We start from the raw sequence: 21,746 nt of genomic DNA on the forward strand, positions 1-21,746 counted from the left end.
TTTCCCGACCAAAGGAAACCCCGCTGATTCAGACGAACACAACATCCGGTGCGGTAAACGGGTCTAAAATTCCGGAGTGAGGAGTTCAGGAGGTCATCATGTGGCTTAACGAATCGGAACAGGAACTTCGGCGTGATCTGCAAGGGCTTGCGTCAGATTTGCGCTGGTCGGCTGTGGAGCTGTTGCGCATCGAGCAGCAATTGCGTCTGCTCGGGAACGACATCGACGCACAAGCCGTTCAGAAACTGTGTTCTTTGTTTCAAGGTGATGAAGCAAAACTGTCCGGCTACGCCGAGGAAGTGAAAGCCAAGGTCATTAGCCGCAACAAGGCTCAATAGCGGGAGCGCTGCCATGAACAGGCCTCTATTCACGCTGGTCGTCGCACTGACCGCGTTGGCAGGCTGCAGCACCAACTCGATCTACCAGGACCAGCCGCTGGTCGCGAAAGTCGACACCGGCATGAGCCAGGAGCAAGTCCGACAAATCGGCGGACAGCCCCTGGCGGTCACCGATCGCACCGTCGAACCCGGTACGTGCTTTGACTACAGACTGACTCATGCCGACCATCAGCAGCCGTACAACGTCAGTTTCGATGGCCGCGGCATGGTCGACCACAAAAGCTTTATGACGTGCGCGGAATGGAGCCACATGCAGCAAAAGGCTCGAGAACCCTCCCGCCCTAGCGGAGGCGGCGGCTACTAGCGCCCTTAAGGACTTTGTAGGAGCGAGCTTGCTCGCGATGGACTCAAGCGCGCCGAGTTTAGCCAGGAAACACGCGTTATCGTTAGCGACCATCGCGAGCAAGCTCGCTCCTACAGGAGATTACCGGAGAACCGGGCTTCGGGCTGGACTTCACTTTGCCTGATGGCTGCGCGCCGGCCTGCCAGCACTAGCCCTGTAGCCGGGCAACGACGCGGCAAACGCCAGTGCTTCTTCCCGACTGTCAAACGAACCCAGTCGGTCACCCTGGGTGCATACCCGCCAGGGGCCGTTGTTCACGCGGAGCACGTCATAGCCGTTCATGTGCATTTTGTTCAGCATCGGAACGCTCATAGTCACCTCCTCCTGGGCAGTGATATCAGGTTGACTTGCTTACCTTACACCCACCCTTCTCCAAAATACCGACCAGACGTCGCCATGGAAATTCCCGATTCGGGTTGCATTTAGACCCTAACCCTCGGCCAACGCCGTCGCTGCCCTGTCGATCAAAGCCGCCACTTCGGCGGGCATCGACGCCAATGACGCATGGCTGGCATTCAAGGTCAGAATCTCCCGGGCGTTGAGCCGCGCGGCCATCCATTGCTGGTTCTGTGGCGCGATCATCCGGTCTGCGGTCGAAATCTGATACCACGATGGCTTTTTCTTCCAGGCCACCGTACCAATGGTGTCGTCGAAGGTGCTGGCCAGCGGCGCTTTCTGGGTGAGGCCCATGACCATCCCTTCGGTCGCCGGCAGGTCCTGACAGAAGCTTTCGTGGTAGAGCTCAGGCTTGACCCACAGGTAACCGTCGCTGTCGGGAGCCAGGTTGGCCGCCGCCGCTGGGAAATGCCGTTGCGTGATGCCCCCGGGGCTTTCACCAGCGTCCGGCGCGAAGGCGGCGATGTACACCAGGCCCACCACATTCGGCAAATCACCCGCTTCAGTGATGACCGCACCGCCATAGGAATGCCCCACCAGCAGCACCGGACCGGGCACCTGGGCGACCATCTTGCGCGTACGCTCGGCATCCTCGGCCAGCGAAGTCAGCGGCAACTCGACGGCACGAATGTGCGTGTCACCCCGGCTGAGCAATTTGACGATGACCTTGTTCCAGTGGGCAGCGCCGCCCCAAAAACCATGGACCAGCACGATCGTGGGTTTGTCACTCATCACCATGACTCCGTTTGTGGATAGGGTTGTTTGCCGCTCCCGTCAGCCCTGATCGCCGCCGCCAACGGGCATGACCATGCCGGTGATATAGGACGCTTCGTCGCTGGCCAGAAACAGAATAGCCCCTGCCTGCTCATCCAGCGTGCCATAGCGCTTCATCAAACTGCTGTCGAGGGTCTGGTCGACGATCTGCTGGTACCAGACTTTTTCCTGCTCACTCTGCTCGGCACCGTTGCGGGGTATGCGTCGCTGCGGTGCTTCGGTGCCGCCAGGCGCGGTGGCATTGACCCGCACGCCACGACCGGCGGTTTCGAACGCCAGACAAGCGGTCAAGGCATTCACCCCGCCTTTTGCCGCGCCGTAAGGCACGCGGTTGAGGCTGCGAGTGGCGATGGAGGAGACGTTGACGATCGCCCCGCTGCCCTGTTCCAGCATGAACGGCAGCGCGGCATGGCAACACCACAGGGTCGGGAACAGCGAACGGCGAACTTCGGCCTCGATCTGCGACGCTTCATAGTGCTCGAACGGCTTGGCCCAGATCGTCCCGCCGACGTTATTGATCAGCACGTCGAGACGATCGAAGCGCTCGACCGCGGTTTGCATCACCCGGCTGCATTCCTCGTATTGCTCAAGGTCGGCGGTCAGGGCCAAAACCTGGGTGGTCGACGCCAACTGTTGCTGCACTTCGAATACCAGGTCGGAGCGATCCACCAGGATCAGCTTCGCCCCTTCGGCGGCCATACGCTCGGCCACCCGCCGCCCGATACCTTGGGCAGCGCCGGTGATCAGTGCGACTTTTTCGTGAAATCTGTTCATGTGTACCTCGAAGGATGCCAACTGCCCCTGTGGGAGCGAGCTTGCTCGCGATTGCGGCCTCACAGGCAATATCAATGTTTAATGTTCCGGCCTCATCGCGAGCAAGCTCGCTCCCACATTGGATCTTTGCCAGGCAGGGTATTTCGCGCGACTCACGCCGCGCTGGCGGCGAATTTCTCAAAGTAAAAGTTCGCGGGCGCGATGCCTTGCTCGCGAATGAACTGGCTGACGGCCTCGACCATCGGCGGCGGGCCGCACAGGTAGACGTCGACGTCGCCATCGTTCAAATGCTTTGGCTCGATGTGCTGGGTCACGTAGCCCTTGAGCGGGTGCTGACTCTCGGGGCTGGCCACGCAAGCGCTGAAGGTGAAGTTGGGGATGCGCGCGGCGAAGGCTTCGAGGCGGTCGATTTCCACCAGGTCGAAATCGTGGGTCACGCCGTAGATCAGATGCAGCGGATGATCGCTGCCCTGCTCGGCGATCTTCTCCAGCATCGCGGTGAACGGCGCCAGCCCGGTGCCACCGGCCAGCAGCAACAGCGGCCGACGGATGTCACGCAGATAGAAACTGCCCAACGGTCCCGCCAGACTCATGCTATCGCCGGCCTTGGCCATGCCGGTCAGGAAACTGCTCATCAAGCCACCGGGCACGTTGCGGATCAGGAAACTGACCTCGCCATCGCGCTGCAACGAGCTGAACGAATAGGCGCGAGTCTGCTCGCTGCCGGGAATCCCCAGGTTCACATACTGCCCCGGCAGGAACGCCAGTTTGCTCAAGGCCTCGCCCTTGATCGACAGCGCGATGGTGCTGTCGGACAACTGGCGCACCGCGCTGATGGTCGCATCGTAACTGGCTTGACGAGTGCGGCAGACCTCCGAGGAGGTCGGTACGCGCACCACGCAATCGCTTTGGGCGCGCATCTGGCAGGTCAGGACAAAACCCTGCCCGGCCTCTTCTGGGCTGAGGGCGTCTTCGATGTACTCCTCACCCAAGTCGTAGCTGCCGGCTTCGGCAAAACACTTGCAGGTGCCGCAGGCGCCGTCGCGGCAGTCCAGCGGGATGTTGATGCCCTGGCGGTACGCGGCATCGGCCACGGTTTCTCCGGCGTTGGCGTCGATGAACCGGGTGACGCCGTCTTCAAAATTGAACGCAATGGAATGGGTCATGACGGCCGCCTCACAAGTGGTAAACATCGATGACCTGACGAACGTAGTCGTTCTTCAGGATCACTTTCTTGGCCTTGATCAACGGGTTTTCACCGCGCACGTCGAGGGTGTAGAAACTGCTGCCGAAATAGCTGTCGACGGTCTTGTAGCGAAAACTCAGGGTGTGCCAGTTGAAGCGCACCTTGCACAATCCGTCGGCCTGTTCGAGCAGCTCGATGTTGCTGATGTTGTGGGACGTGCGGGTGTCCGGCACGCTGGCGCTGGAGCGCTCGGTCTTGATGCGGAAGATGCGGTCTTCCAGGCCGGTGCGGTTGCCGTACCAGATCAGCGAGATTTCCCGCTGTGGGTCTTCGGTCAACTCGTCGTTGTCGTCCCAGGACGGCATCCAGTACGTCGCGTCGGGGGCGTACAGTTCCAGCCATTCGTCCCACTGCCGATCGTCGAGGTAGCGCGCTTCGCGGTAGAGGAAATCGCGCACGATGTCGTAGGTGATGGTCATTGCACGTCCTCCACGGCGATCAGCTTCGACTGCTCGGCCGCCAGGGCCTTGAGCATGGTCTGCTGCCAGTACTTGTGTTGCAGCACGAACAGGCCCTCATCTTCGGTGCGCACGCCACTGAGCAGCGGATGCAGGTCGATTTCCTTGGCGGCCTCGTCGGCGCCTTCAATCCAATGCTCGGCGCCACGGGACATGTCGTTCCAGGTGGTGACGCTGCCCTGATAGCTGGTCTGGCAGGAACGGAATTCCTCCAGGTCGTCCGGCGTAGCCATGCCGCTGACGTTGAAGAAATCCTCGTACTGGCGAATCCGGCTGGAACGGGCGTGATCGCTTTCACCCTTGGGGGCGATGCAGTAGATGGTGATTTCCGTGCGGTTGACCGAGATCGGCCGGGCAATGCGGATCTGCGAGCTGAACTGGTCCATCAGGTACACGTTGGGGTACAGGCACAGGTTGCGCGAGTTCTCGATCATCCAGTCGGCGCGGGCCTTGCCGAAGTCTTGCGCCAGCTCATCGCGGCGCTCGTACAGCGGACGGTCTTCCGGGTTGGCCCAACGGGTCCAGAGCAGCATGTGGCCCTTGTCGAAGGAATAGAAACCACCGCCCTGCTTGGCCCAGCTGCCGGCGCTCATGGTCGGGTTGCTGTCGCCGGCCTCGCGTTGCTTGCGCTGGTTCTGGGTCGCCGCGTAGTTCCAGTGCACGGAGCTGACGTGGTAGCCGTCGGCGCCATTTTCCGCGGTGAGTTTCCAGTTGCCTTCGTAGATGTAGCTGGAGGAGCCGCGCAGCACTTCCAGGCCATCGGCGGACTGGTCGACGATCATGTCGATGATCTTCGCCGACTCGCCCAGGTGCTCGACCAGTGGCAGCACATCGGCCTTGAGGCTACCGAACAGGAAGCCGCGATAGGACTCGAAACGCGCCACGCGGGTCAGGTCATGGGAGCCTTCGCAGTTGAAGCTCGCCGGGTAGCCGGCGTTGGCCGGGTCCTTGACCTTGAGCAGCTTGCCGGAGTTGTTGAAGGTCCAGCCGTGGAACGGGCAGGTGTAGGAGCTCTTGTTGCCGGACTTGTGCCGGCACAGGGTCGCGCCGCGGTGACTGCAGGCATTGATAAAGGCGTTGAGTACACCGTCCTTGTTGCGCGCGATGAAGATCGACTGGCGCCCCATGGTGGTGGTGTAGAAATCGTTGATGTTGGGGATCTGGCTTTCGTGGGCCAGGTACAGCCAGTTGCCTTCGAAGATGTGTTCCATCTCCAGGTCGAACAACCGGGGGTCGGTGAACATCTCGCGCTTGCAGCGATAGAGGCCCTGCTCGGGATCGTCTTCAAGCAGGGAATGCAAATATTCGGGTCGCAGGGTCATGGCCGCCGCCTCCATTGTTATTGTTCAGGCAGGGGTCATGCTAGGACGGGGGGGCAAGCTGGAATATCCGCGGGGTGCAGACCTTTATCCGTTTTGTGCAGGGAGTCAGCGTTGTGTCAGGCGACATCAATGTTGAATGTGCCGGCCCCATCGCGAGCAAGCTCGCTCCCACATTGGATCGCGCTGCCCCTGTGGGAGCGAGCTTGCTCGCGATGGCGCCAGACCAGACAACATCAAACCTGAAGGCTCAATGCCGACGCTTGAGGGTATCGGACGGCAATTCGCCGAACTGCTTGCGGTAGCTGTCGGAGAACCGGCCCAGGTGCAGGAAGCCGTAATCCATCGCCACTTCCGTGACGTTGCGCACGTTGCAGGTCGGGTCGCTCAGGCAGGCGTTGATGCGTTCCAGGCGTTTCTGGCGCAGGTAGTTTTTCGGCGTAAGGCCGGCATTGCGCTCGAACAGGCCATACAGCGAGCGCAGGCTCATGTGCGCCTGGCGCGCCAGTGCTTCGCTGTCGATGTCCTGCTTGAGGTTATTGGCGATGTAATCGGCAATCGCCTCGAACGTGGCCGTCTGCGAGCCCAGTTCGAGGCGGCTGACGTTGGTTTTCATCAGGCTGAGCATCTTGCTGACGATGATCTGTGCGTAATGCTCCTGGACCCTGGGGATCTGCTCGGTGGCCTCGGCCTCCTGGCAAATCATCGCCAGCAGGTTGACGAAACCTTCCAGTTCGCCCAACTGATAGCGGTTCTCCAGAAACCGTACGCCCCGTCCCGGATACTGCCAGCGCTGCTCATCGCAAACGGACTCGAACAAGCGGGTGGGAATCTTCAGGATGAATTTTTCGCAATCGTCGGTGTACGTCAGGTCCACCGGATCGTCGGGATTGATCAACAGCAATTCGCCGGGGGCGAAGTAGTGTTCCTGGCCGTGGCCGCGCCACAGGCAATTGCCGCGCAGCAATACTTGCAGGTGATAGATGTTCTCCAGTGCGCCCGACGTCACCCGCACACTGGCGCCGTAGCTGATGCGGCACAGGTCGAGGCTGGCGAACTTTCGATGGTCGAGACTGGCCAGTGGCTGGCCCGCACGGGGCATGAGGATGCAATGGTTGCCGACGTGCTGATTGACGTAGCCCGACACCGCGTAAGGGTCGGCATGGTCGAACACCCGGCTACGCTGACTCAACAGTTGCGCTTGCATCATCAGGTCACTCTCGTTGTTGTTATAGGTTGCGTCGGATCATTCCAGAACAGTGCTCGCATCGATGTGTTATCGCAAGACCTTGTGGGAGCGAGCTTGCTCGCGATGACGGAGTGCCAGTCAACATGGATGTTGAATGTTAAACCGCTATCGCGAGCAAGCTCGCTCCCACAGTGTGGTGATCCCACAGGGTCGTGCGATCAGTCTTCCAGTGCGCGAACTCGCTCGTGGCGCTGTTGCTCTTCAGGCTGGGCAGACGACTGCAAGGTGAAGTCGAACTCGATTTCGGCAAAGCGACCGCTGACACCGTGGGCCGCTGCACGCGCCTGATCATCGCTGAAGGTGATTTTGGCGATCAATTCGTCGCGGGTGGCGTAGGCGAAATCGTCGTGCAGGTATTGATCACCGTCGAGGTTGATCTGGGTGGTCAGGTGGCGATGATCCGGCGCGGAAATGAAGAAGTGCACGTGCGCCGGACGCTGGCCATGACGGCCCAGTTGATCGAGCAGTTGCTGGGTCGGACCGTCCGGTGGGCAGCCGTAGCCCGACGGCACGATGCTGCGCAAACGATAGCGGCCTTCGGCGTCGGTAACGATGCGGCGACGCAGGTTGAATTCCGATTGCGTGGTATCGAAGTACGAGTAAGTACCACCGGTGTTGGCGTGCCAGACGTCTACCACGGCGCCGGCCAAAGGTTCGCCAGCGGTGTTGAATACGCGGCCTTGCATGAACAGGGTCACACCCGGATCGATGCCATCGTCGAGGCGCGCTTCGCCTTCCGACAGCGGCGCGCCCGCCACGTACAGTGGACCTTCGATGGTGCGCGGGGTGCCACCGGACTTGCCGGCCTGCTCGTCTTCGGCGTCCATCAGCAGGTCAAGGTAGTGCTCCAGACCGAGACCGGCCACCACCAGTCCGGCTTCCTGGCGCGCGCCCAGCACGTTGAGGTAGTTGACGGCTTTCCAGAATTCTTCCGGGGTCACGGCCAGGTCTTCGATGATGTTCACCGAGTCACGCAGGATGCGGTAGACCAGCGCCTTGGTCCGTGGGTCGCCAGCGTCGTTGAGCAGGCCGCTGGCCTCTTCGAGAAATTTCTGGACTTCGGCAGTGTGGGAAATCTTGACGTTCATTTTGAAGGGTTCCTCATCTTGTAATTATTAGCGTAGCGCGCTGGACAGGCTGGGCTCAGCGGTCATCGTCACGGATGGAAGAAGGATGCCGGCACATCGCGTCGATCTCGATGGCCATGTACGGAAACAGTGGCAATTGCATCAGCAGTTCATGCAGTTCCTGAACGCTGTCGACATCGAACACGCTGTAGTTGGCGTATTGTCCGGCGATGCGCCACAGGTGGCGCCACTTGCCCTGCTCTTGCAGACGCTGGGCCAGGGCTTTTTCGTCAGCCTTGAGTTTGGCTGCCGCTTCCGGATTCATATCGACCGGCAGGTTCACGGTCATTTTTACGTGGAACAGCATAATGCTCTCCTCAGGCTTGATGAATGGCGGTGGATGTCTTGTCGCGGCGGAAGAACGCCAGGCGCTCCTCATCCAGGCTCAGGCCCAGGCCCGGGGTGTTCGGCACATGCAGTTCAAAATCGCGATACACCAGCGGTTCGCTGAGAATGTCTTCGGTCAGCAGCAGCGGGCCGAACAGTTCGGTGTCCCACGCCAGTTTGTTCAGGGTGACGAAGGCATGGGCCGACGCCATGGTGCCCAGGCCACCTTCAAGCATGGTGCCGCCGTACAGGGCGATACCGGCCGCTTCGGCGATCGAGGCGGTGCGCAGCACGGCGCGTGGGCCACCGTTCTTGGCGATTTTCAGGGCAAACACCGAGGCCGCGCCTTCGCGGGCCAGGTTGAACGCATCTTCCACGCATTCGATGGATTCGTCGGCCATGATCGGCGCCGGGCTCATGGCGTTGAGGCGGGCCATGCCGGCGCGGTTGTTGCGCGAGATCGGCTGCTCGATCAGGTCGATGCCATTGGTGCCGAGGATCCGGCAGGCCCGCAGCGCGACCGCTTCGTCCCAGGCCTGATTGACGTCGACCCGCACGCTGGCGCGGTCACCCAAGGCTTTCTTGATGGCGATGACGTGGGCCAGATCGCGATTGACCTCACCGGCACCGATCTTCAGTTTGAAGATGCGGTGACGGCGCAGGTCGAGCATTTTTTCCGCTTCGGCGATGTCTTTCTCGGTGTCGCCACTGGCCAGGGTCCAGGCCACGGGCAGCGCATCGCGAACACGGCCGCCGAGCAATTCGCTGACCGGCAGGCCGAGGCGTTTGCCCAGGGCATCGAGCAGTGCGGTTTCAATACCGGATTTGGCGAAGGTGTTGCCGCGAATGCTGCGCTCCAGGCGCAACATGGCGGCGTTGACGTTGTTGCTGTCCTGGCCGATCAACAGCGGTGCGAAGTGCGTGTCGATGTTGGTCTTGATGCTGTCCGGGCTTTCATTGCCGTAGGCCAGGCCACCGATGGTGGTGGATTCGCCGATGCCTTCGATGCCGTCGGCGCAACGCACGCGAATGATCACCAGGGTCTGGTTCTGCATGGTGTGCATGGCCAGCTTGTGTGGGCGGATAGTCGGCAGGTCGACGATGATCGTCTCGATCGACTCAATGGCTGTTGCAAGCATTTCGATACCCGTCAGGTTCTTGAAGTTCTGGAATCGATTCTCGTACGGCTTTTTTCCCGATGCCAATATAGAATTGGTCTGACTTGATACCTTAAAGGTATGCAACCGATCCGCATCTGGAGGCTCCATGGAACTGCGTCACCTGCGTTATTTCCAGGTATTGGCTCAAACCCTCAACTTCACCCGCGCCGCAGAGCTGCTGCACATCGCCCAACCGCCCCTGAGCCGGCAGATCCAGCAACTGGAGGATGAACTGGGGGTGGTGCTGCTGGAGCGCGGCCGACCGCTGAAATTGACCGACGCCGGGCGGTTTTTCCATGAACACTCCACCGCCCTGCTCGAACAACTGAACAAGGTCTGCGACAACACGCGGCGCATCGGCCTGGGTGAAAAGACCTGGCTGGGTATCGGCTTTGCGCCGTCGACTCTGTATGGCGTGCTGCCGGAACTGATCCGACGCTTACGCAGTGGCGAACCGCTGGAGCTGGAGCTGGGCCTGTCGGAAATGACCACCCTGCAACAGGTGCAGGCGTTGAAGGCCGGGCGCATCGACATCGGCTTCGGGCGGATCCGTATCGACGATCCGGCCATCGTCCAGACCGTGCTCACCGAAGACCGCCTGGTCGCCGCCCTGCCCGCCGGGCATCCGTTGCTCGCCGGTCCCATCAGCCTGCGGGAGCTGGCAAAGGAACCCTTTGTGTTGTACCCCGGCAATCCACGGCCGAGTTACGCCGACCATGTGATTGCCCTGTTTGAGTCCTACGGCGTGCGCATCCACGTCGCACAATGGACCAACGAGCTGCAAACGGCGATCGGCCTGGTGGGGGCAGGAATCGGGGTCACGCTGGTGCCGGCCTCGGTGCAGTTGCTGCACCGCGACGACATCGGCTTCACCCCGCTGCTGGAGGACAACGCCACCTCGCCGATCATTCTCAGCCGACGGGTGGGCGATGTATCGCCGGGGTTGAACCATTGTTTACGGATGATTGATGAGCTGCTGCCACCGGCAATTTAACGCAGTAAATACCTGTGGCGAGGGAGCTTGCTCCCGCTGGGCTGCGTAGCGGGCCCTGTCTGCACGTTTTCTAATGGGTGTTTGCGCCCCAGATCCAGTTCCAGAACCCCGGCAACTCAACCGGCTGCGAATCGTCGCGCACGGTTCGCGCCATGGCCGCCCGCTGAAGGGCAGCCTGATCGTCGTAAAACGGCTTGTCGGCGGTTTTCACCCCGGTCTCCCGGGCGCTGTCGAGCAGTATCTGCAGGTATTCGCGGGTGTGCCGGGCGGTATAGCGGTTGAGGTCGTGGAAGGTCACCACCACCGGAATCACACCATCGACCACCGGCAATTCGCCGCGGGCAATGCGTTCGCGCACTTCGGACATCGAGCGCAGCATGTGCGACCGGCGTCGGGGGCTGGCGTTGAAGCCCCAGATCTTGCCGTCATTGGCGCTCAAGTCGGTGAGCAGTACATGCAGGCCATGCCGCTGATAAGCGGCGAAGGTGCGTTTGTCGTAGTTCCAGAATGGCGGGCGCAGCAGGATTGGCGGGGCACCGGTGATCGCCGCGATGTCGGCGCTGCCATCAGTGAGGGCCTGTTCCAGCTCCTGCGGCTCCAGCGAGCGATGATTGGTGTGCCAGGGCGTCGCCGTGTGGAACCCCAGTATGTGACCTTCGGCGTGTTCGCGACGCATGATGTCCCGGCCCAACTCGCTGCCGCCGGCTCGCGGTGCACGGGTTTGCACGAAGAACACGGCTTTGATGCCCGGTTGCAGCGGGTTTTGCGCCAGGCTCTCAAGCACCGTCACGGTCGGATTCCACCAGCTCGATGCACTGGGACCGTCATCGAAGGTCAGCAGAAACCGGATGGGGGGTTGCGCGCTTAGACGCTGTTCGGTCTGCGGGGTCATTTCGATGGGCGCCGCGATGCACCCCAGCAGACCGGCCGCCATGGCGCACAGCGTTAAAACCTTGAACAACTGTTTCATGTTTTGCCTTGGGTCAGACCATCACGGTCGATACTTCAATTGGCAGGAATCCTTCACCCGTTCATCCGTCGTCAGTCCGTATCGAGACGGCGGGCCGAGGTTGGATAAGGTACACAGCGTTTGGTTCCAGTGCTTGCCAAGCCCGTTTCGTCGCCACCAACTAAACTGAAAAAAATGCTCAACCAGAGTGTCAGGCCATGTGCGGACGACTGTCGCAATACCGCGGGATTCACGACTTCGTGGCGGTGCTGAGCATCCCCGACGCGCTGATCAACCACGTCGGCAACGAACCCCTGGCGCACTATAACGCCGCGCCCACCACGCAACTCGCTCTGTTGCACCTGGAAAATGAGCGGCTGCACGCCGACGCCGTGCGCTGGGGTTGGCGACCGCACTGGGCGACGGATCGCACGGAGCCGGTCAATGCCCGGGTCGAGAAAGTCGCCCACGGCCCGTACTTCCGGGCGATCTGGCCCCATCGCGCGATCTGCCCGATTGATAACTGGTTCGAATGGGTCGACGCCGGTGACGGCAACAAACAACCGTGGTTGATCCGGCGACGGAACCGGGCCCCGGTTTTCTGCGCGGCCATCGGCCAGTACCCCATCGGCGGAGCCCCTCACAGGGAGCACGACGGTTTCGTCATCCTGACGACCGACAGCGCGGGTGGCCTGCTTGATGTGCATGACCGGCGACCGGTGGTGTTCTCGCCCGAACTGGCGCGGGAATGGCTGGACCCGGCCACGCCCAAGGAGCGAGCCGAGGAAATGGCGTTATCCCAGGGCGAGGTGAGTGATGTATTTGAGTGGTACAAGGTCGACAAGGCCATTGGCAATGTCAGGAACCAGGGCGCCGCGCTCATTAATAAAGTTCCATGAACTTATCAATCACGACAAAGCCCCGCTTAATGGCGGGGCTTTGTTGTATTCGCGCGCCGGTCAGAACTTGCGGTCAGGCTCTGACAGTTCCTTACCGTCGTCAGGATGCTTCCAGTCCGGTACCGAACGCTTCTGCTGCTCAATCTCTTCTTCCGTGGGTTCGTCCTCGTCTTCTTCCGGGTCCGGTTGCTTGGGTTCATTGGCCATGTTCACCTCGCTTCCTGAAGGGATCGGTCATCAACTTTAAGCTTAGATCAGTTCCCCTGCCCCGCTCAGAGCCACCAGCGCAGCAAAAAAAAGAAACCCATGCTCAACAGCATGCTGAGCAACGTATTGCGCGTGTAAAGCACCAGCCCGACCGCCACCAGCGAGCTGATCAGATAGGGATTGTCCCAGTGCAGGTTCAGTTGTTTCTCCGGCATGAACACAATCGGCCCACAGATCGCGGTCAACATGCCCGGCACGGCAAACCCGAGGAACTGCCGGGCATTGCTGCTCAGGCGCACCGGCAGTCGCGGTTCCAGAAAAACATAGCGGTTGAGGAACACCAACACGCCCATTCCGACAATCACTGCCCAGACCATCATGTGCGTCCACCGTAGAATTTATTGCAGACAAACCCGGCGGTCATCCCCGCCAGCCCCGAGAGCACCAGCGCCGAGCCCCATTGCCAATAGCTGAACAACACCGAACAGAACAGCGACACCGCCACGCACACCACCGTCGGCACGTTGCGTACCACCGGGGTGATCAGGGCAATGAAGGTGGCCGCGATGGAGAAGTCCAGGCCCAGGTGTTCAAGGCCGGGAATGCTGCTGCCAAGGACGATGCCCGCCAGGGTGAAGAGGTTCCAGGCGATGTAGAACGTCAGGCCCACGCCCAAGGCGTACCAGCGGTTGAACTGCTGTTTGTCGTGCTGGCTGGTCAGGGCGAACAACTCGTCGGTGAGCAAGAACCCCAACCCTGCACGCCAGCGCCCCGGCAATGGAGAAATCACCGAGCGCATGCTCATCCCGTAGAGCAAATGCTGGGAGGTCAGCAGCAACGTGGTGAGCAAGATCGAAAAAATCCCGGCACCGCCCTTGAGCATGCCGATGGCCACCAGTTGCGCGGCACCAGCAAACACAATGCCCGACAGGCCCTGGCCTTGCAGGGGCGTGAGGTTGGCTTCGATGGCCATGGAGCCGGCCAGCAAGCCCCAGGGCGCGGTGGCCAGAGACAGCGGCATGATCGCTGCAGCGCCGCGCAAAAAGGCACTGCGCGGCATGGTTGAGTTGGACATAACGTTCTACAGACAGGGAAAGACCCCAGACTTTGCCAGCAGTCGCGGCCGAAGGCTTGAACAATCTTGCTCACTCATACGACAACGTGCCATTCATCGGCTGCCCGCTTGATTCGCCAAAGTGCTAGCAACATGATTGCGCTGCATTTTCATCGAGGCAGGCCCTTCATGAGTTCAGTCGAAACCGACAGCGACATTTATAAAACCCTGCTTGAGTCAACCCGGGCGATTCCCTGGCGCATCGACTGGAAAACCATGACGTTCAGCTACATCGGGCCACAGATCGAAGAACTGCTGGGCTGGAAGCAGGACAGCTGGGCCTCGGTCAATGACTGGGTCGAGCGCATGCACCCGGATGATCGCGACTACGTGATGGACTTCTGCGTCTCGCAATCGCGGGCCGGTATCGATCACGAAGCCGACTATCGCGCACTCACCGAAAGTGGCGAATACGTGTGGATTCGCGATGTGGTGCACGTGGTGCGCAAGGACGGCGAAGTCGAGGCGCTGGTAGGTTTCATGTTCGATATCAGCGAGCGCAAGAAGACCGAAGAACACCTGATCCGCCTGCAAAGGCAGCTTGAAGAGTATTCCTTCCAGGACGGCCTGACCGGCATCGCCAACCGGCGCATGTTCGACACCGTGCTGGAACGCGAGTGGGCCAACGCCCAGCGCACCGGCCTGCCGTTGTCGGTGATCATGCTGGATATCGACTACTTCAAGCAGTACAACGACCATTACGGTCACATCAAGGGCGACGAATGCCTGCGCCGCGTCGCGCAAACCTTGTCCCTGGCGGCGAACCGGCCACGGGATTTCATTGCGCGGATCGGCGGTGAAGAGTTTGTCTGGCTGCTACCGGAAACCGATGCCGAATCCGCCAGGCTGGTAGCGCACAAATGCCTGCACCTGATTCGCCAACAGCAGATTGCCCATGAATTCTCCGGGGTGTCGAACCTGCTGAGCGTCAGCCTCGGTGTCGGCACCACCGGCGTTTCACTGCATGCAACGGCGCTGGAGTTCGTCGAACAGGTCGATCAGTTGCTCTACAAGGCCAAGCACAATGGCCGGATGCGCGCCGAGTTCGCTGATTTTCGTGATTGACAAACGGCGCCCCGCCTTTTAAAACTGGGCGCCTCATTCAGGGTGTAAGCAAGTATGTCCGCAACCTTCAACCTCAACACTTCCGTCATTGGCTTGATTGCCAAGGCGCAAGGTTGCGTTGCGCACGCCCTCAAATCGAAGAAACAGTCGCTCATGTGACCGGGGCGCGCTGTCCCGTCAGATGAGCTGACAGGACATTGAGCGCGACGGACCACCCTCCCCTTGCTTACTCTCCTTCCATGCCCCCTGACGGTGACGAAATCGGTCAACCATCAGGAGAAAGTGCATGTCTGCGTTTCAAGGTATCTGGGTTCCACTGGTCACACCGTTCCACAACGGCGCCATCGATTTCGTCGGCTTGCGCCGGCTGGTCAGCCATCTGCTGGAAAAAGGCGTCGACGGCCTCATCGTTTGCGGCACCACCGGCGAACCGGCGGCGATGGGCAAACATGAGCAACTGGCGGTGCTCGATGCAGTGCTGGAGCTGGTGCCGGCGCAACGGGTGGTCATGGGCCTGGCCGGTAACAACCTGAGCGAGTTGTTGCAGTTCCAGAGCGAGATCCTCAAGCGCCCGGTGGCTGGCCTGCTGGTGCCGGCGCCGTATTACATCCGCCCTTCCCAGGCCGGCCTCGAAGCGTTTTTCCGCACGGTCGCCGATGCCTCCAGCGTTCCGCTGATTCTCTACGACATCCCTTACCGTACCGGCGTGGCCTTCGAACAGACGACCCTGCTCAACATCGTCGCCCACGAGCGGATCGTCGCCATCAAGGATTGCGGCGGTAATTTTTCGAACACCCTCGCCTTGCTCAATAGCGGCCATGTCGACGTGCTGTGCGGTGAAGACAACCAGATCTTCAATGCCCTGTGCCTGGGCGCCAAAGGCGCGATAGCCGCGTCGGCGCATGTCCATCCCGAACTGTTCGTGCAGTTGCACCGGCAGATCCGCGACAACCAATTGGCTGAAGGCCGCGCCACGTTTTTCCGTTTGCTGCCGCTGATCAACAGCCTGTTCCTGGAGCCCAACCCGGCCCCGGTGAAAACCGCGCTGGCCTTGCAAGCCTTGATCGGTGACGAGCTGCGTGCACCGATGCAACGCAGCACTGAATCGATGAGCGAACGTTTGAAAGGCGTGCTCAGCGCATTGGGCCGCGACAATCGATAGAGCACCCGCCACCGGCCCGAGTACCATGGAGCGATTCGCTCACCCGCTCAGGGGCACCGACATGCTGTACCGAATCGCCGCCGATGGGCTGATGCTGTTTCACTTGCTGTTCATTGTGTTTGTGTTATTCGGCGGGCTGCTGGTGCTCAAATGGCGCCACCTGATCTGGTGGCATCCGCCAGCCGCGTTGTGGGGTATGGCGGTGGAGTTCTTCCACCTGCCCTGCCCGCTGACTGACTGGGAAAACCGCATGCGCCATGAAGCCGGGCAATCCGGCTACGGCGGTGGATTCATCGAGCACTACCTCTGGCCGGTCATCTATCCCACCGGCCTGACACCCGGCATTCAGTTGGGATTGGGCGCCGTGGTGTTGGTGATCAACGTGCTGGTCTATCTTCGATTGATCCGGCAATGGGCCGCCTGAATATTCAACCACTCCCCAAGGACTGAACACATGCTGTCGACAGAAGACCTGGCGCTGCTCGAAGCCATCCGCGAAACCGGCAGTCTGTCGCGGGCGGCGGCGCACCTGGGCAAGGCGCCGTCGACCGTATCCTATGCGGCGCGGCAACTGGAGGAGCGTTTCGATGCATTGCTGTTCGACCGCCGTCGCTACCGTTTGCAACTGACCCCGGCGGGCGAGTTGCTTGTCAACGAAGCGGCGCGGCTGATGCAGGACGTCTCGCGCCTGACCCAACGGGTCCAGCAAGTCGCCAACGGCTGGGAGAGCCGCTTGTGGATCGTGACCGACGAATTGCTGGAGTTCGAGACCTTGATCCCGGTGATCCACGAATTCGATGCGCTGCAATCCGGCGTACCGTTGCGCATCACCCAGGAAGTGCTCAAAGGGGTCTGGGAAGCCCTGCGCGAAGGCCGCGCGGACCTGATCATCGGCGCCACCAACGAGCCTCCGGCGATCCCGACCTTGCGCTGGATGCAACTGGGGGAAATGGAATGGGTGTTTGCAGTGTCGCCCAAACACCCGCTGGCCAAGGCCAAAGGCCCGATTACCCGGGCCATGGTCGCGCAGCACCGGGCGATTGTGGTGGCCGATTCGTCCAGAGTCACCGAGGGCAGCACCTACGGCGTCACCGGGGGGCAACCGGTGCTGGCCGTGCCGACCATGCGCGCAAAAATCCTCGCCCAGTGCAATGCGCTGGGGGTGGGCTGGCTGCCGCGGCATCGGGTTGGCTCGCTGCTGAAAAACGGCACACTGGTTGAAAAGCCGATGGCCGACCCGCGCGAGCCGAACATCCTGTACGCCGGCTGGCGTGGCGACCATGACGGTCGCGCCCTGGGCTGGTGGCTGGAGCAGCTTGAAAAACCCAACCTGGCCACCCGACTGGTTCAGGGAACGGACCGGTTTGCCTGACGCCTGACGTTCAGTTGGCAATCACGCTCATGTTCCGCCCACTGGCCTTGGCCACGTACAGCGCCTTGTCCGCCGCACCAATCAGGTCTTCGGGGTGGACCTGGGAATCGGCATTGCTGGCACACACGCCGATGCTGACGGTCACGGTGCCTTCCGGACTGTCGCTGTGGGTAATTTCGGCCTGTAGCACCGCGCGGCGGATTTTCTCCGCCACCAGAAATGCCCCCACATAGTCGGCGCCGGGCAACACCACGGCGAACTCTTCGCCACCATAGCGGGCGGCCAGGTCACCGGGGCGCTGGATGTTGTCCGTGATGATCGCACTGACCTTGCGCAAACACTCATCACCGGCCAGGTGACCATAGCGATCGTTGAACGGTTTGAAATGATCGACATCAATCATCAGCAGTGCCAACTCGGTCTGGCTGCGCCGGGCGCGCCCCATTTCGACATCGATGAAAGCGTCGAGCTGACGCCGGTTGGCCAGCCCCGTCAGCGCGTCCTTGAGGGCCAGGCCTTCGAGGTTGCGATTGACTTCAAGGAGCTTGTCCTGGGTGTCAAGCAACTCGAACTGCACCAGATTCTGCTGCTTCATCAGCTTGATCAGCCGCAACCCCAGTACCCCGAGAAAACTCAACAATAGCGTGACGATGCCGGCGCTGAGCAGCGTCTCCTTGCGCCAGCTGCCAAGCACTTCATCCTTGTTCAGCGCGGTAAAAACGATCAGCGGATAACCCTCGACCCGGCGATACCCCGCCACCCGTTCGACACCGTCGATGACCGACCTGATCGTGGCCGTACCCGCATCGCCCTTGGACAACAACTGGGTGAACAACGGGCCCTTGGCGAGGCTGGTGCCGATCTCCGCCTCCTTGAAGGGTCTGCGAATGATAATGGTGGCATTGTCGGCGATCAGGTTGATCACGCCATTACTGCCCATGTCGATGCTGTCGTAGAGCTGCAGGAAATGACTGAGGTAAATCGACGCCAGCGCCACGCCGGCAAAGCTGCCGTCGGGATGATTGACCCGGCGCGAAACCGTCATGATCCATTCACCGCTCGAACGACTCTTGATCGATGGCCCGATGTGCGGCCCACGGCTGGGGTTGTCGCGATGGAAGATAAAGTATTCGCGGTCGGAATTGTTGACGCCGGTTTGGCCGGCGCCATTGGAATTGGCGATCCACTGCCCTTTTTCGTCGAAAACGAACAAGCCATGGAGCTGACTCAACTCACTGCGCTGGGCGTTGAGCAATAGCGGCAACCGGGATTGATACACACCGTCGTGTTCCAGACGATCGACCAGGGTGAACAGCAGCGTGTCGGCCTGCTTGATCGTTGCCTGCGCTTGCGATGCCAGGGTCTGCGCAAGGTTGGACATCGCCACTTCCTTGTCATGCAGGTAGTACTGGCGCGAGCTCCAGGCTTCCCAGATCACGATTGCCGTCATCGACAGGCACACCGCGACCAGCAGGATCACTACCGAGCGGACCTTGAGCCGGGTCACGGTTGGCCGGAGCATTTCAATATGATCGTAGATCGGCGGATGTCCCATGGTGCTCCCTGATTGTCTGTGACGGGGCGAGTCTTCCTGATCGCCGCTTTTGCTGACTATGCCTGATCCAGGCTCGCGATGATGTTAGCGCGATGCTGGCTTTACCGCCTCCAGCCACGCCGGATCCAGGCGTGTCTGCCCGGTTTCGATGCCCAGCGCTTGCATCCGCTCCTCATGCTGGTCCATTTCGCGGATCAACTGGCTGTGGTCACTGGAGTTGCCGTCCAGCTGATGCATCTGGTTCAACCCCAAATGGTAGAAACGCAACAGCTTCATGGCAACCGGATCACCCTGTTCCACGGCCGCCGTTACATGATGCATGACATTGGTGATGCTCATCAGGCTGCGCTTGAGTTGCCAACTGTAGACCGCCGGCGCCATCCATTCCTGGCGCCAGAACACTTTGCGCATCAGCGCCGCCATCGCCAGCACCGCAACAAACACGCCGCCCACGTTGAAGCGCAGATTGTCGCCCCCAGGCGTGCCGAACAGCGCCACCGCCGCCGTGGAGAAAACCATCGCCAGCGTCAGGAAAATCAGGGCGATGATGACCGTGCTGCGCCGCGTCTGTTGCCGGTAGGTGTCGGCGTTCATCGGCTGGATTTCGAACATTGCGTCGGGTTTCCTAAGCTTCAATGGTAAAAAGGGCTCTGAGGCAAAAAGACAGCGGGCCATTATCGCCTCTGCGAAGGATTTAGCTATGCTGGGGCTCCTTTTCATCTTTTTCATCGTCAAGCGGGGGACATGGCGAGACCGTGCAGTTCGTGCCATCTTCTTTCATGAATACACATTATTCGGATGCCATTCGTGGTTGCTGTGTGAATGACATCGTTTTAAGGATCAATGAATGACCCAACGCCAAGTTATCAACGCCTCCGTCAGTCCCAAAGGCAGCCTGGAAACGCTCTCGCAACGGGAAGTCCAGCAATTGAGCGAAGCCGGTTCCGGCAGCACCTACACCCTCTTCCGCCAGTGCGCCCTGGCCATTCTCAACACCGGCGCCCATGTCGACAACGCCAAGACCATCCTTGAAGCCTATAAAGATTTTGAAATCCGCATTCACCAGCAGGACCGCGGCGTGCGCCTGGAACTGCTGAACGCCCCGGCCGACGCCTTCGTCGACGGCGAAATGATCGCCAGCACCCGGGAAATGCTGTTCAGCGCCCTGCGTGACATCGTCTACACCGAAAACGAACTCGACAGCCAACGCATCGACCTGAGCAGCTCCCAGGGCATCAGCGACTACGTGTTCCACCTGCTGCGCAACGCCCGTACCCTGCGTCCCGGCGTCGAGCCGAAGATCGTGGTGTGCTGGGGCGGGCACTCGATCAACACCGAAGAATACAAATACACCAAGAAAGTCGGCCACGAACTGGGCCTGCGCAGCCTGGACGTCTGCACCGGGTGCGGCCCCGGCGTGATGAAAGGCCCGATGAAAGGCGCGACCATCGCCCACGCCAAACAGCGCATCCACGGCGGCCGCTACCTGGGCCTGACCGAGCCCGGAATCATCGCCGCCGAAGCGCCGAACCCGATCGTCAACGAACTGGTGATCCTGCCGGACATCGAAAAACGCCTGGAAGCCTTCGTCCGCGTCGGCCACGGCATCATCATCTTCCCGGGCGGCGCCGGGACGGCCGAAGAGTTCCTGTACCTGCTGGGCATCCTGATGCACCCGGACAATGCAGGCCTGCCCTTCCCGGTCGTCCTCACCGGGCCGAAACATGCCGCGCCGTACCTGGAACAACTGGACGCGTTCGTCGGTGCGACCTTGGGCGAAACCGCCAAGCAGCACTACCAGATCATCATCGATGACCCGGCCGAAGTGGCGCGGCAGATGACCCTGGGCCTCAAGGCGGTCAAGCAATTTCGCCGCGAGCGCAACGATGCGTTCCACTTCAACTGGCTGCTGAAAATCGACGAAGGCTTCCAGCGTCCGTTCGACCCGACCCACGAAAACATGGCCAACCTGAAGCTGAGCCTCGACCTGCCGTCCCACGAACTGGCGGCCAACCTGCGCCGCGCGTTCTCCGGCATTGTCGCCGGCAACGTCAAGGACAAGGGCATCCGCCTGATCGAAGAACACGGGCCCTACCAGATCCGTGGCGACGCGGCGATCATGCAACCGCTAGACCTGCTGCTCAAAGCCTTCGTCGCCCAGCACCGCATGAAACTGCCGGGTGGCGCGGCGTATGTGCCGTGTTATCGGGTGGTGGCTTAGCAAAAACGGTATGAGCTTTACCGCTGCGGGCCACAGTGAAGACTGAGCCCGTAGCGCATTGACGCCTCGGCGCGGGCGAGTCCATCCAATTACGGCGGGTCACTTTCGAAGAGCGCGAAAGTAACCAACGCGCTTTGCCCCTGACGTTCGGTGCCTCGCCCAGGCTCGGCATGCCCGCGCTCCGGTCCTGCTCCGTGGGCCCGCCGCCATCGGCCATCCATGGCCGGCGGCGGCTAACCCGGCATCCATGCCGGGTTGCCCACTGCGCAGAACCTCCTCTCGGCCTCACGAGGGGGCAAGAAGATCAAAAGCCAAAGCGAGGCGGCCTACCCGCCGGCCTGCTTGCGGGTTTCGTTCGCCTGTGAGAATTGAGTCGGCTGGCGGGCCGTCATCGCGAGCAAGCTCGCTCCCACAATTTGATCTGTGGACATCAGCAAGAAATTGGTCGGCTGGCAGGCCGCCTTCGCGAGCAAGCTCGCTCCCACAGAAAAGCAAAAGCACAGCAGCACACACCACCGCGTCGCTCTTCACCACTCATCAGGCCGAGCGTTAGCTCGCCTGCAGCTCTTGATCTTGATCCACCCGCCCCCTCGGCAGGCTGAGTGCAGGCGTTCATCCGGGGACTGGCGCGCAGCGC

General features: G+C 61.0%; 25 protein-coding genes. 9 read left to right on the forward strand and 16 right to left on the reverse strand.

Features of this window, described 5'->3' with window-relative positions:
* Nucleotides 1-98: 98 nt before the first annotated feature.
* Together AC1D1M_RS14550 and osmE are read left to right on the forward strand one after the other, a co-directional pair.
* Nucleotides 99-338 (forward strand): hypothetical protein, encoded by a 240-nt coding sequence (locus AC1D1M_RS14550; protein WP_116263595.1) that lies wholly within the window; start codon nt 99-101, stop codon nt 336-338.
* 13 nt (nt 339-351) lie between these two features.
* The gene (gene osmE, locus AC1D1M_RS14555) at nt 352-702 is read left to right on the forward strand and encodes an osmotically-inducible lipoprotein OsmE (RefSeq protein WP_477776163.1); all 351 of its coding nucleotides are present in this window, start codon (nt 352-354) and stop codon (nt 700-702) included.
* 150 nt (nt 703-852) lie between these two features.
* On the opposite strand, the gene AC1D1M_RS14560 is transcribed toward osmE, so the two are convergent.
* From AC1D1M_RS14560 to AC1D1M_RS14605, 10 genes are all read right to left on the reverse strand, one after another.
* Entirely contained in the window at nt 853-1,053 is a 201-nt protein-coding gene (locus tag AC1D1M_RS14560) for a DUF2188 domain-containing protein (protein ID WP_477776164.1), read from the reverse strand.
* 117 nt (nt 1,054-1,170) lie between these two features.
* Nucleotides 1,171-1,869 (reverse strand): alpha/beta hydrolase, encoded by a 699-nt coding sequence (locus AC1D1M_RS14565; protein WP_477776165.1) that lies wholly within the window; start codon nt 1,867-1,869, stop codon nt 1,171-1,173.
* 42 nt (nt 1,870-1,911) lie between these two features.
* A complete protein-coding gene (locus tag AC1D1M_RS14570; protein WP_477776166.1) occupies nt 1,912-2,685 on the reverse strand; it encodes a 1,6-dihydroxycyclohexa-2,4-diene-1-carboxylate dehydrogenase in 774 nt (257 codons plus the stop codon).
* Between the two features lie 152 nt (nt 2,686-2,837).
* Nucleotides 2,838-3,851, reverse strand: a complete 1,014-nt coding sequence (gene benC, locus AC1D1M_RS14575) for a benzoate 1,2-dioxygenase electron transfer component BenC (RefSeq protein ID WP_477776167.1) — start codon at nt 3,849-3,851, stop codon at nt 2,838-2,840.
* Between the two features lie 10 nt (nt 3,852-3,861).
* Nucleotides 3,862-4,350: a benzoate 1,2-dioxygenase small subunit gene (gene benB, locus AC1D1M_RS14580; protein WP_477776168.1), complete on the reverse strand. Its 489-nt coding sequence runs from the start codon at nt 4,348-4,350 to the stop codon at nt 3,862-3,864.
* Nucleotides 4,347-5,711: a benzoate 1,2-dioxygenase large subunit gene (gene benA / locus AC1D1M_RS14585; protein WP_477776169.1), complete on the reverse strand. Its 1,365-nt coding sequence runs from the start codon at nt 5,709-5,711 to the stop codon at nt 4,347-4,349. Before benA ends, benB begins: the two co-directional genes overlap by 4 nt.
* Nucleotides 5,712-5,958: 247 nt before the next feature.
* Nucleotides 5,959-6,918: an AraC family transcriptional regulator gene (locus AC1D1M_RS14590; protein WP_477776170.1), complete on the reverse strand. Its 960-nt coding sequence runs from the start codon at nt 6,916-6,918 to the stop codon at nt 5,959-5,961.
* 197 nt (nt 6,919-7,115) lie between these two features.
* Nucleotides 7,116-8,045: a catechol 1,2-dioxygenase gene (gene catA / locus AC1D1M_RS14595; RefSeq protein WP_477776171.1), complete on the reverse strand. Its 930-nt coding sequence runs from the start codon at nt 8,043-8,045 to the stop codon at nt 7,116-7,118.
* 55 nt (nt 8,046-8,100) lie between these two features.
* Nucleotides 8,101-8,391 carry a muconolactone Delta-isomerase gene (gene catC / locus AC1D1M_RS14600; protein WP_477776172.1) on the reverse strand — a complete coding sequence of 97 codons (291 nt, stop codon included), beginning with the start codon at nt 8,389-8,391 and terminating at the stop codon, nt 8,101-8,103.
* Nucleotides 8,392-8,401: 10 nt separating this feature from the next.
* Nucleotides 8,402-9,550 (reverse strand): muconate cycloisomerase family protein, encoded by a 1,149-nt coding sequence (locus AC1D1M_RS14605; protein ID WP_191629309.1) that lies wholly within the window; start codon nt 9,548-9,550, stop codon nt 8,402-8,404.
* A gap of 127 nt (nt 9,551-9,677) precedes the next feature.
* Between AC1D1M_RS14605 and AC1D1M_RS14610 the strand changes: the two genes are divergently transcribed.
* Nucleotides 9,678-10,565 carry a LysR family transcriptional regulator gene (locus tag AC1D1M_RS14610; RefSeq protein ID WP_477776173.1) on the forward strand — a complete coding sequence of 296 codons (888 nt, stop codon included), beginning with the start codon at nt 9,678-9,680 and terminating at the stop codon, nt 10,563-10,565.
* A 70-nt stretch (nt 10,566-10,635) separates the two neighbouring features.
* Here AC1D1M_RS14610 and AC1D1M_RS14615 read toward each other — a convergent pair whose 3' ends face one another.
* Entirely contained in the window at nt 10,636-11,535 is a 900-nt protein-coding gene (locus AC1D1M_RS14615; protein WP_477776174.1) for a polysaccharide deacetylase family protein, read from the reverse strand.
* Nucleotides 11,536-11,732: 197 nt separating this feature from the next.
* Between AC1D1M_RS14615 and AC1D1M_RS14620 the strand changes: the two genes are divergently transcribed.
* Nucleotides 11,733-12,413 carry an SOS response-associated peptidase family protein gene (locus tag AC1D1M_RS14620; protein WP_477776175.1) on the forward strand — a complete coding sequence of 227 codons (681 nt, stop codon included), beginning with the start codon at nt 11,733-11,735 and terminating at the stop codon, nt 12,411-12,413.
* Between the two features lie 60 nt (nt 12,414-12,473).
* On the opposite strand, the gene AC1D1M_RS14625 is transcribed toward AC1D1M_RS14620, so the two are convergent.
* From AC1D1M_RS14625 to AC1D1M_RS14635, 3 genes are read right to left on the reverse strand one after another with little or no spacing between them, the layout of a single operon-like run.
* Nucleotides 12,474-12,626: a hypothetical protein gene (locus AC1D1M_RS14625; RefSeq protein WP_477776189.1), complete on the reverse strand. Its 153-nt coding sequence runs from the start codon at nt 12,624-12,626 to the stop codon at nt 12,474-12,476.
* Between the two features lie 59 nt (nt 12,627-12,685).
* Nucleotides 12,686-12,997, reverse strand: coding sequence for an AzlD domain-containing protein (locus AC1D1M_RS14630; protein ID WP_015095729.1), 312 nt, complete (start codon nt 12,995-12,997; stop codon nt 12,686-12,688).
* Entirely contained in the window at nt 12,997-13,695 is a 699-nt protein-coding gene (locus AC1D1M_RS14635; protein ID WP_477776176.1) for an AzlC family ABC transporter permease, read from the reverse strand. The genes AC1D1M_RS14630 and AC1D1M_RS14635 overlap by 1 nt, the downstream gene beginning before the upstream one ends.
* Before the next feature lie 168 nt (nt 13,696-13,863).
* Between AC1D1M_RS14635 and AC1D1M_RS14640 the strand changes: the two genes are divergently transcribed.
* The 4 genes from AC1D1M_RS14640 to AC1D1M_RS14655 all read left to right on the forward strand — a co-directional run bounded on the left by AC1D1M_RS14640 (nt 13,864) and on the right by AC1D1M_RS14655 (nt 17,333).
* Complete coding sequence (locus tag AC1D1M_RS14640; protein WP_477776177.1) at nt 13,864-14,799, forward strand: diguanylate cyclase; 936 nt, start codon at nt 13,864-13,866, stop codon at nt 14,797-14,799.
* A gap of 286 nt (nt 14,800-15,085) precedes the next feature.
* Complete coding sequence (gene dapA, locus AC1D1M_RS14645) at nt 15,086-15,961, forward strand: 4-hydroxy-tetrahydrodipicolinate synthase (protein WP_477776178.1); 876 nt, start codon at nt 15,086-15,088, stop codon at nt 15,959-15,961.
* A 61-nt stretch (nt 15,962-16,022) separates the two neighbouring features.
* Complete coding sequence (locus tag AC1D1M_RS14650; protein ID WP_477776179.1) at nt 16,023-16,385, forward strand: DUF2784 domain-containing protein; 363 nt, start codon at nt 16,023-16,025, stop codon at nt 16,383-16,385.
* A 30-nt stretch (nt 16,386-16,415) separates the two neighbouring features.
* The gene (locus tag AC1D1M_RS14655) at nt 16,416-17,333 is read left to right on the forward strand and encodes a LysR family transcriptional regulator (RefSeq protein WP_477776180.1); all 918 of its coding nucleotides are present in this window, start codon (nt 16,416-16,418) and stop codon (nt 17,331-17,333) included.
* Nucleotides 17,334-17,343: 10 nt separating this feature from the next.
* Here the strand turns inward: AC1D1M_RS14655 and AC1D1M_RS14660 are convergent, their stop codons facing one another.
* Both AC1D1M_RS14660 and AC1D1M_RS14665 read right to left on the reverse strand, forming a co-directional pair.
* Nucleotides 17,344-18,888 carry a sensor domain-containing diguanylate cyclase gene (locus AC1D1M_RS14660; protein WP_477776181.1) on the reverse strand — a complete coding sequence of 515 codons (1,545 nt, stop codon included), beginning with the start codon at nt 18,886-18,888 and terminating at the stop codon, nt 17,344-17,346.
* A gap of 84 nt (nt 18,889-18,972) precedes the next feature.
* The gene (locus AC1D1M_RS14665; RefSeq protein ID WP_477776182.1) at nt 18,973-19,500 is read right to left on the reverse strand and encodes a DUF3087 domain-containing protein; all 528 of its coding nucleotides are present in this window, start codon (nt 19,498-19,500) and stop codon (nt 18,973-18,975) included.
* Nucleotides 19,501-19,735: 235 nt separating this feature from the next.
* Between AC1D1M_RS14665 and ppnN the strand changes: the two genes are divergently transcribed.
* Nucleotides 19,736-21,109, forward strand: a complete 1,374-nt coding sequence (gene ppnN, locus AC1D1M_RS14670) for a nucleotide 5'-monophosphate nucleosidase PpnN (RefSeq protein WP_477776183.1) — start codon at nt 19,736-19,738, stop codon at nt 21,107-21,109.
* Nucleotides 21,110-21,746 lie beyond the last annotated feature (637 nt).

The organism is Pseudomonas sp. P1_F7 (genome assembly GCF_056405655.1).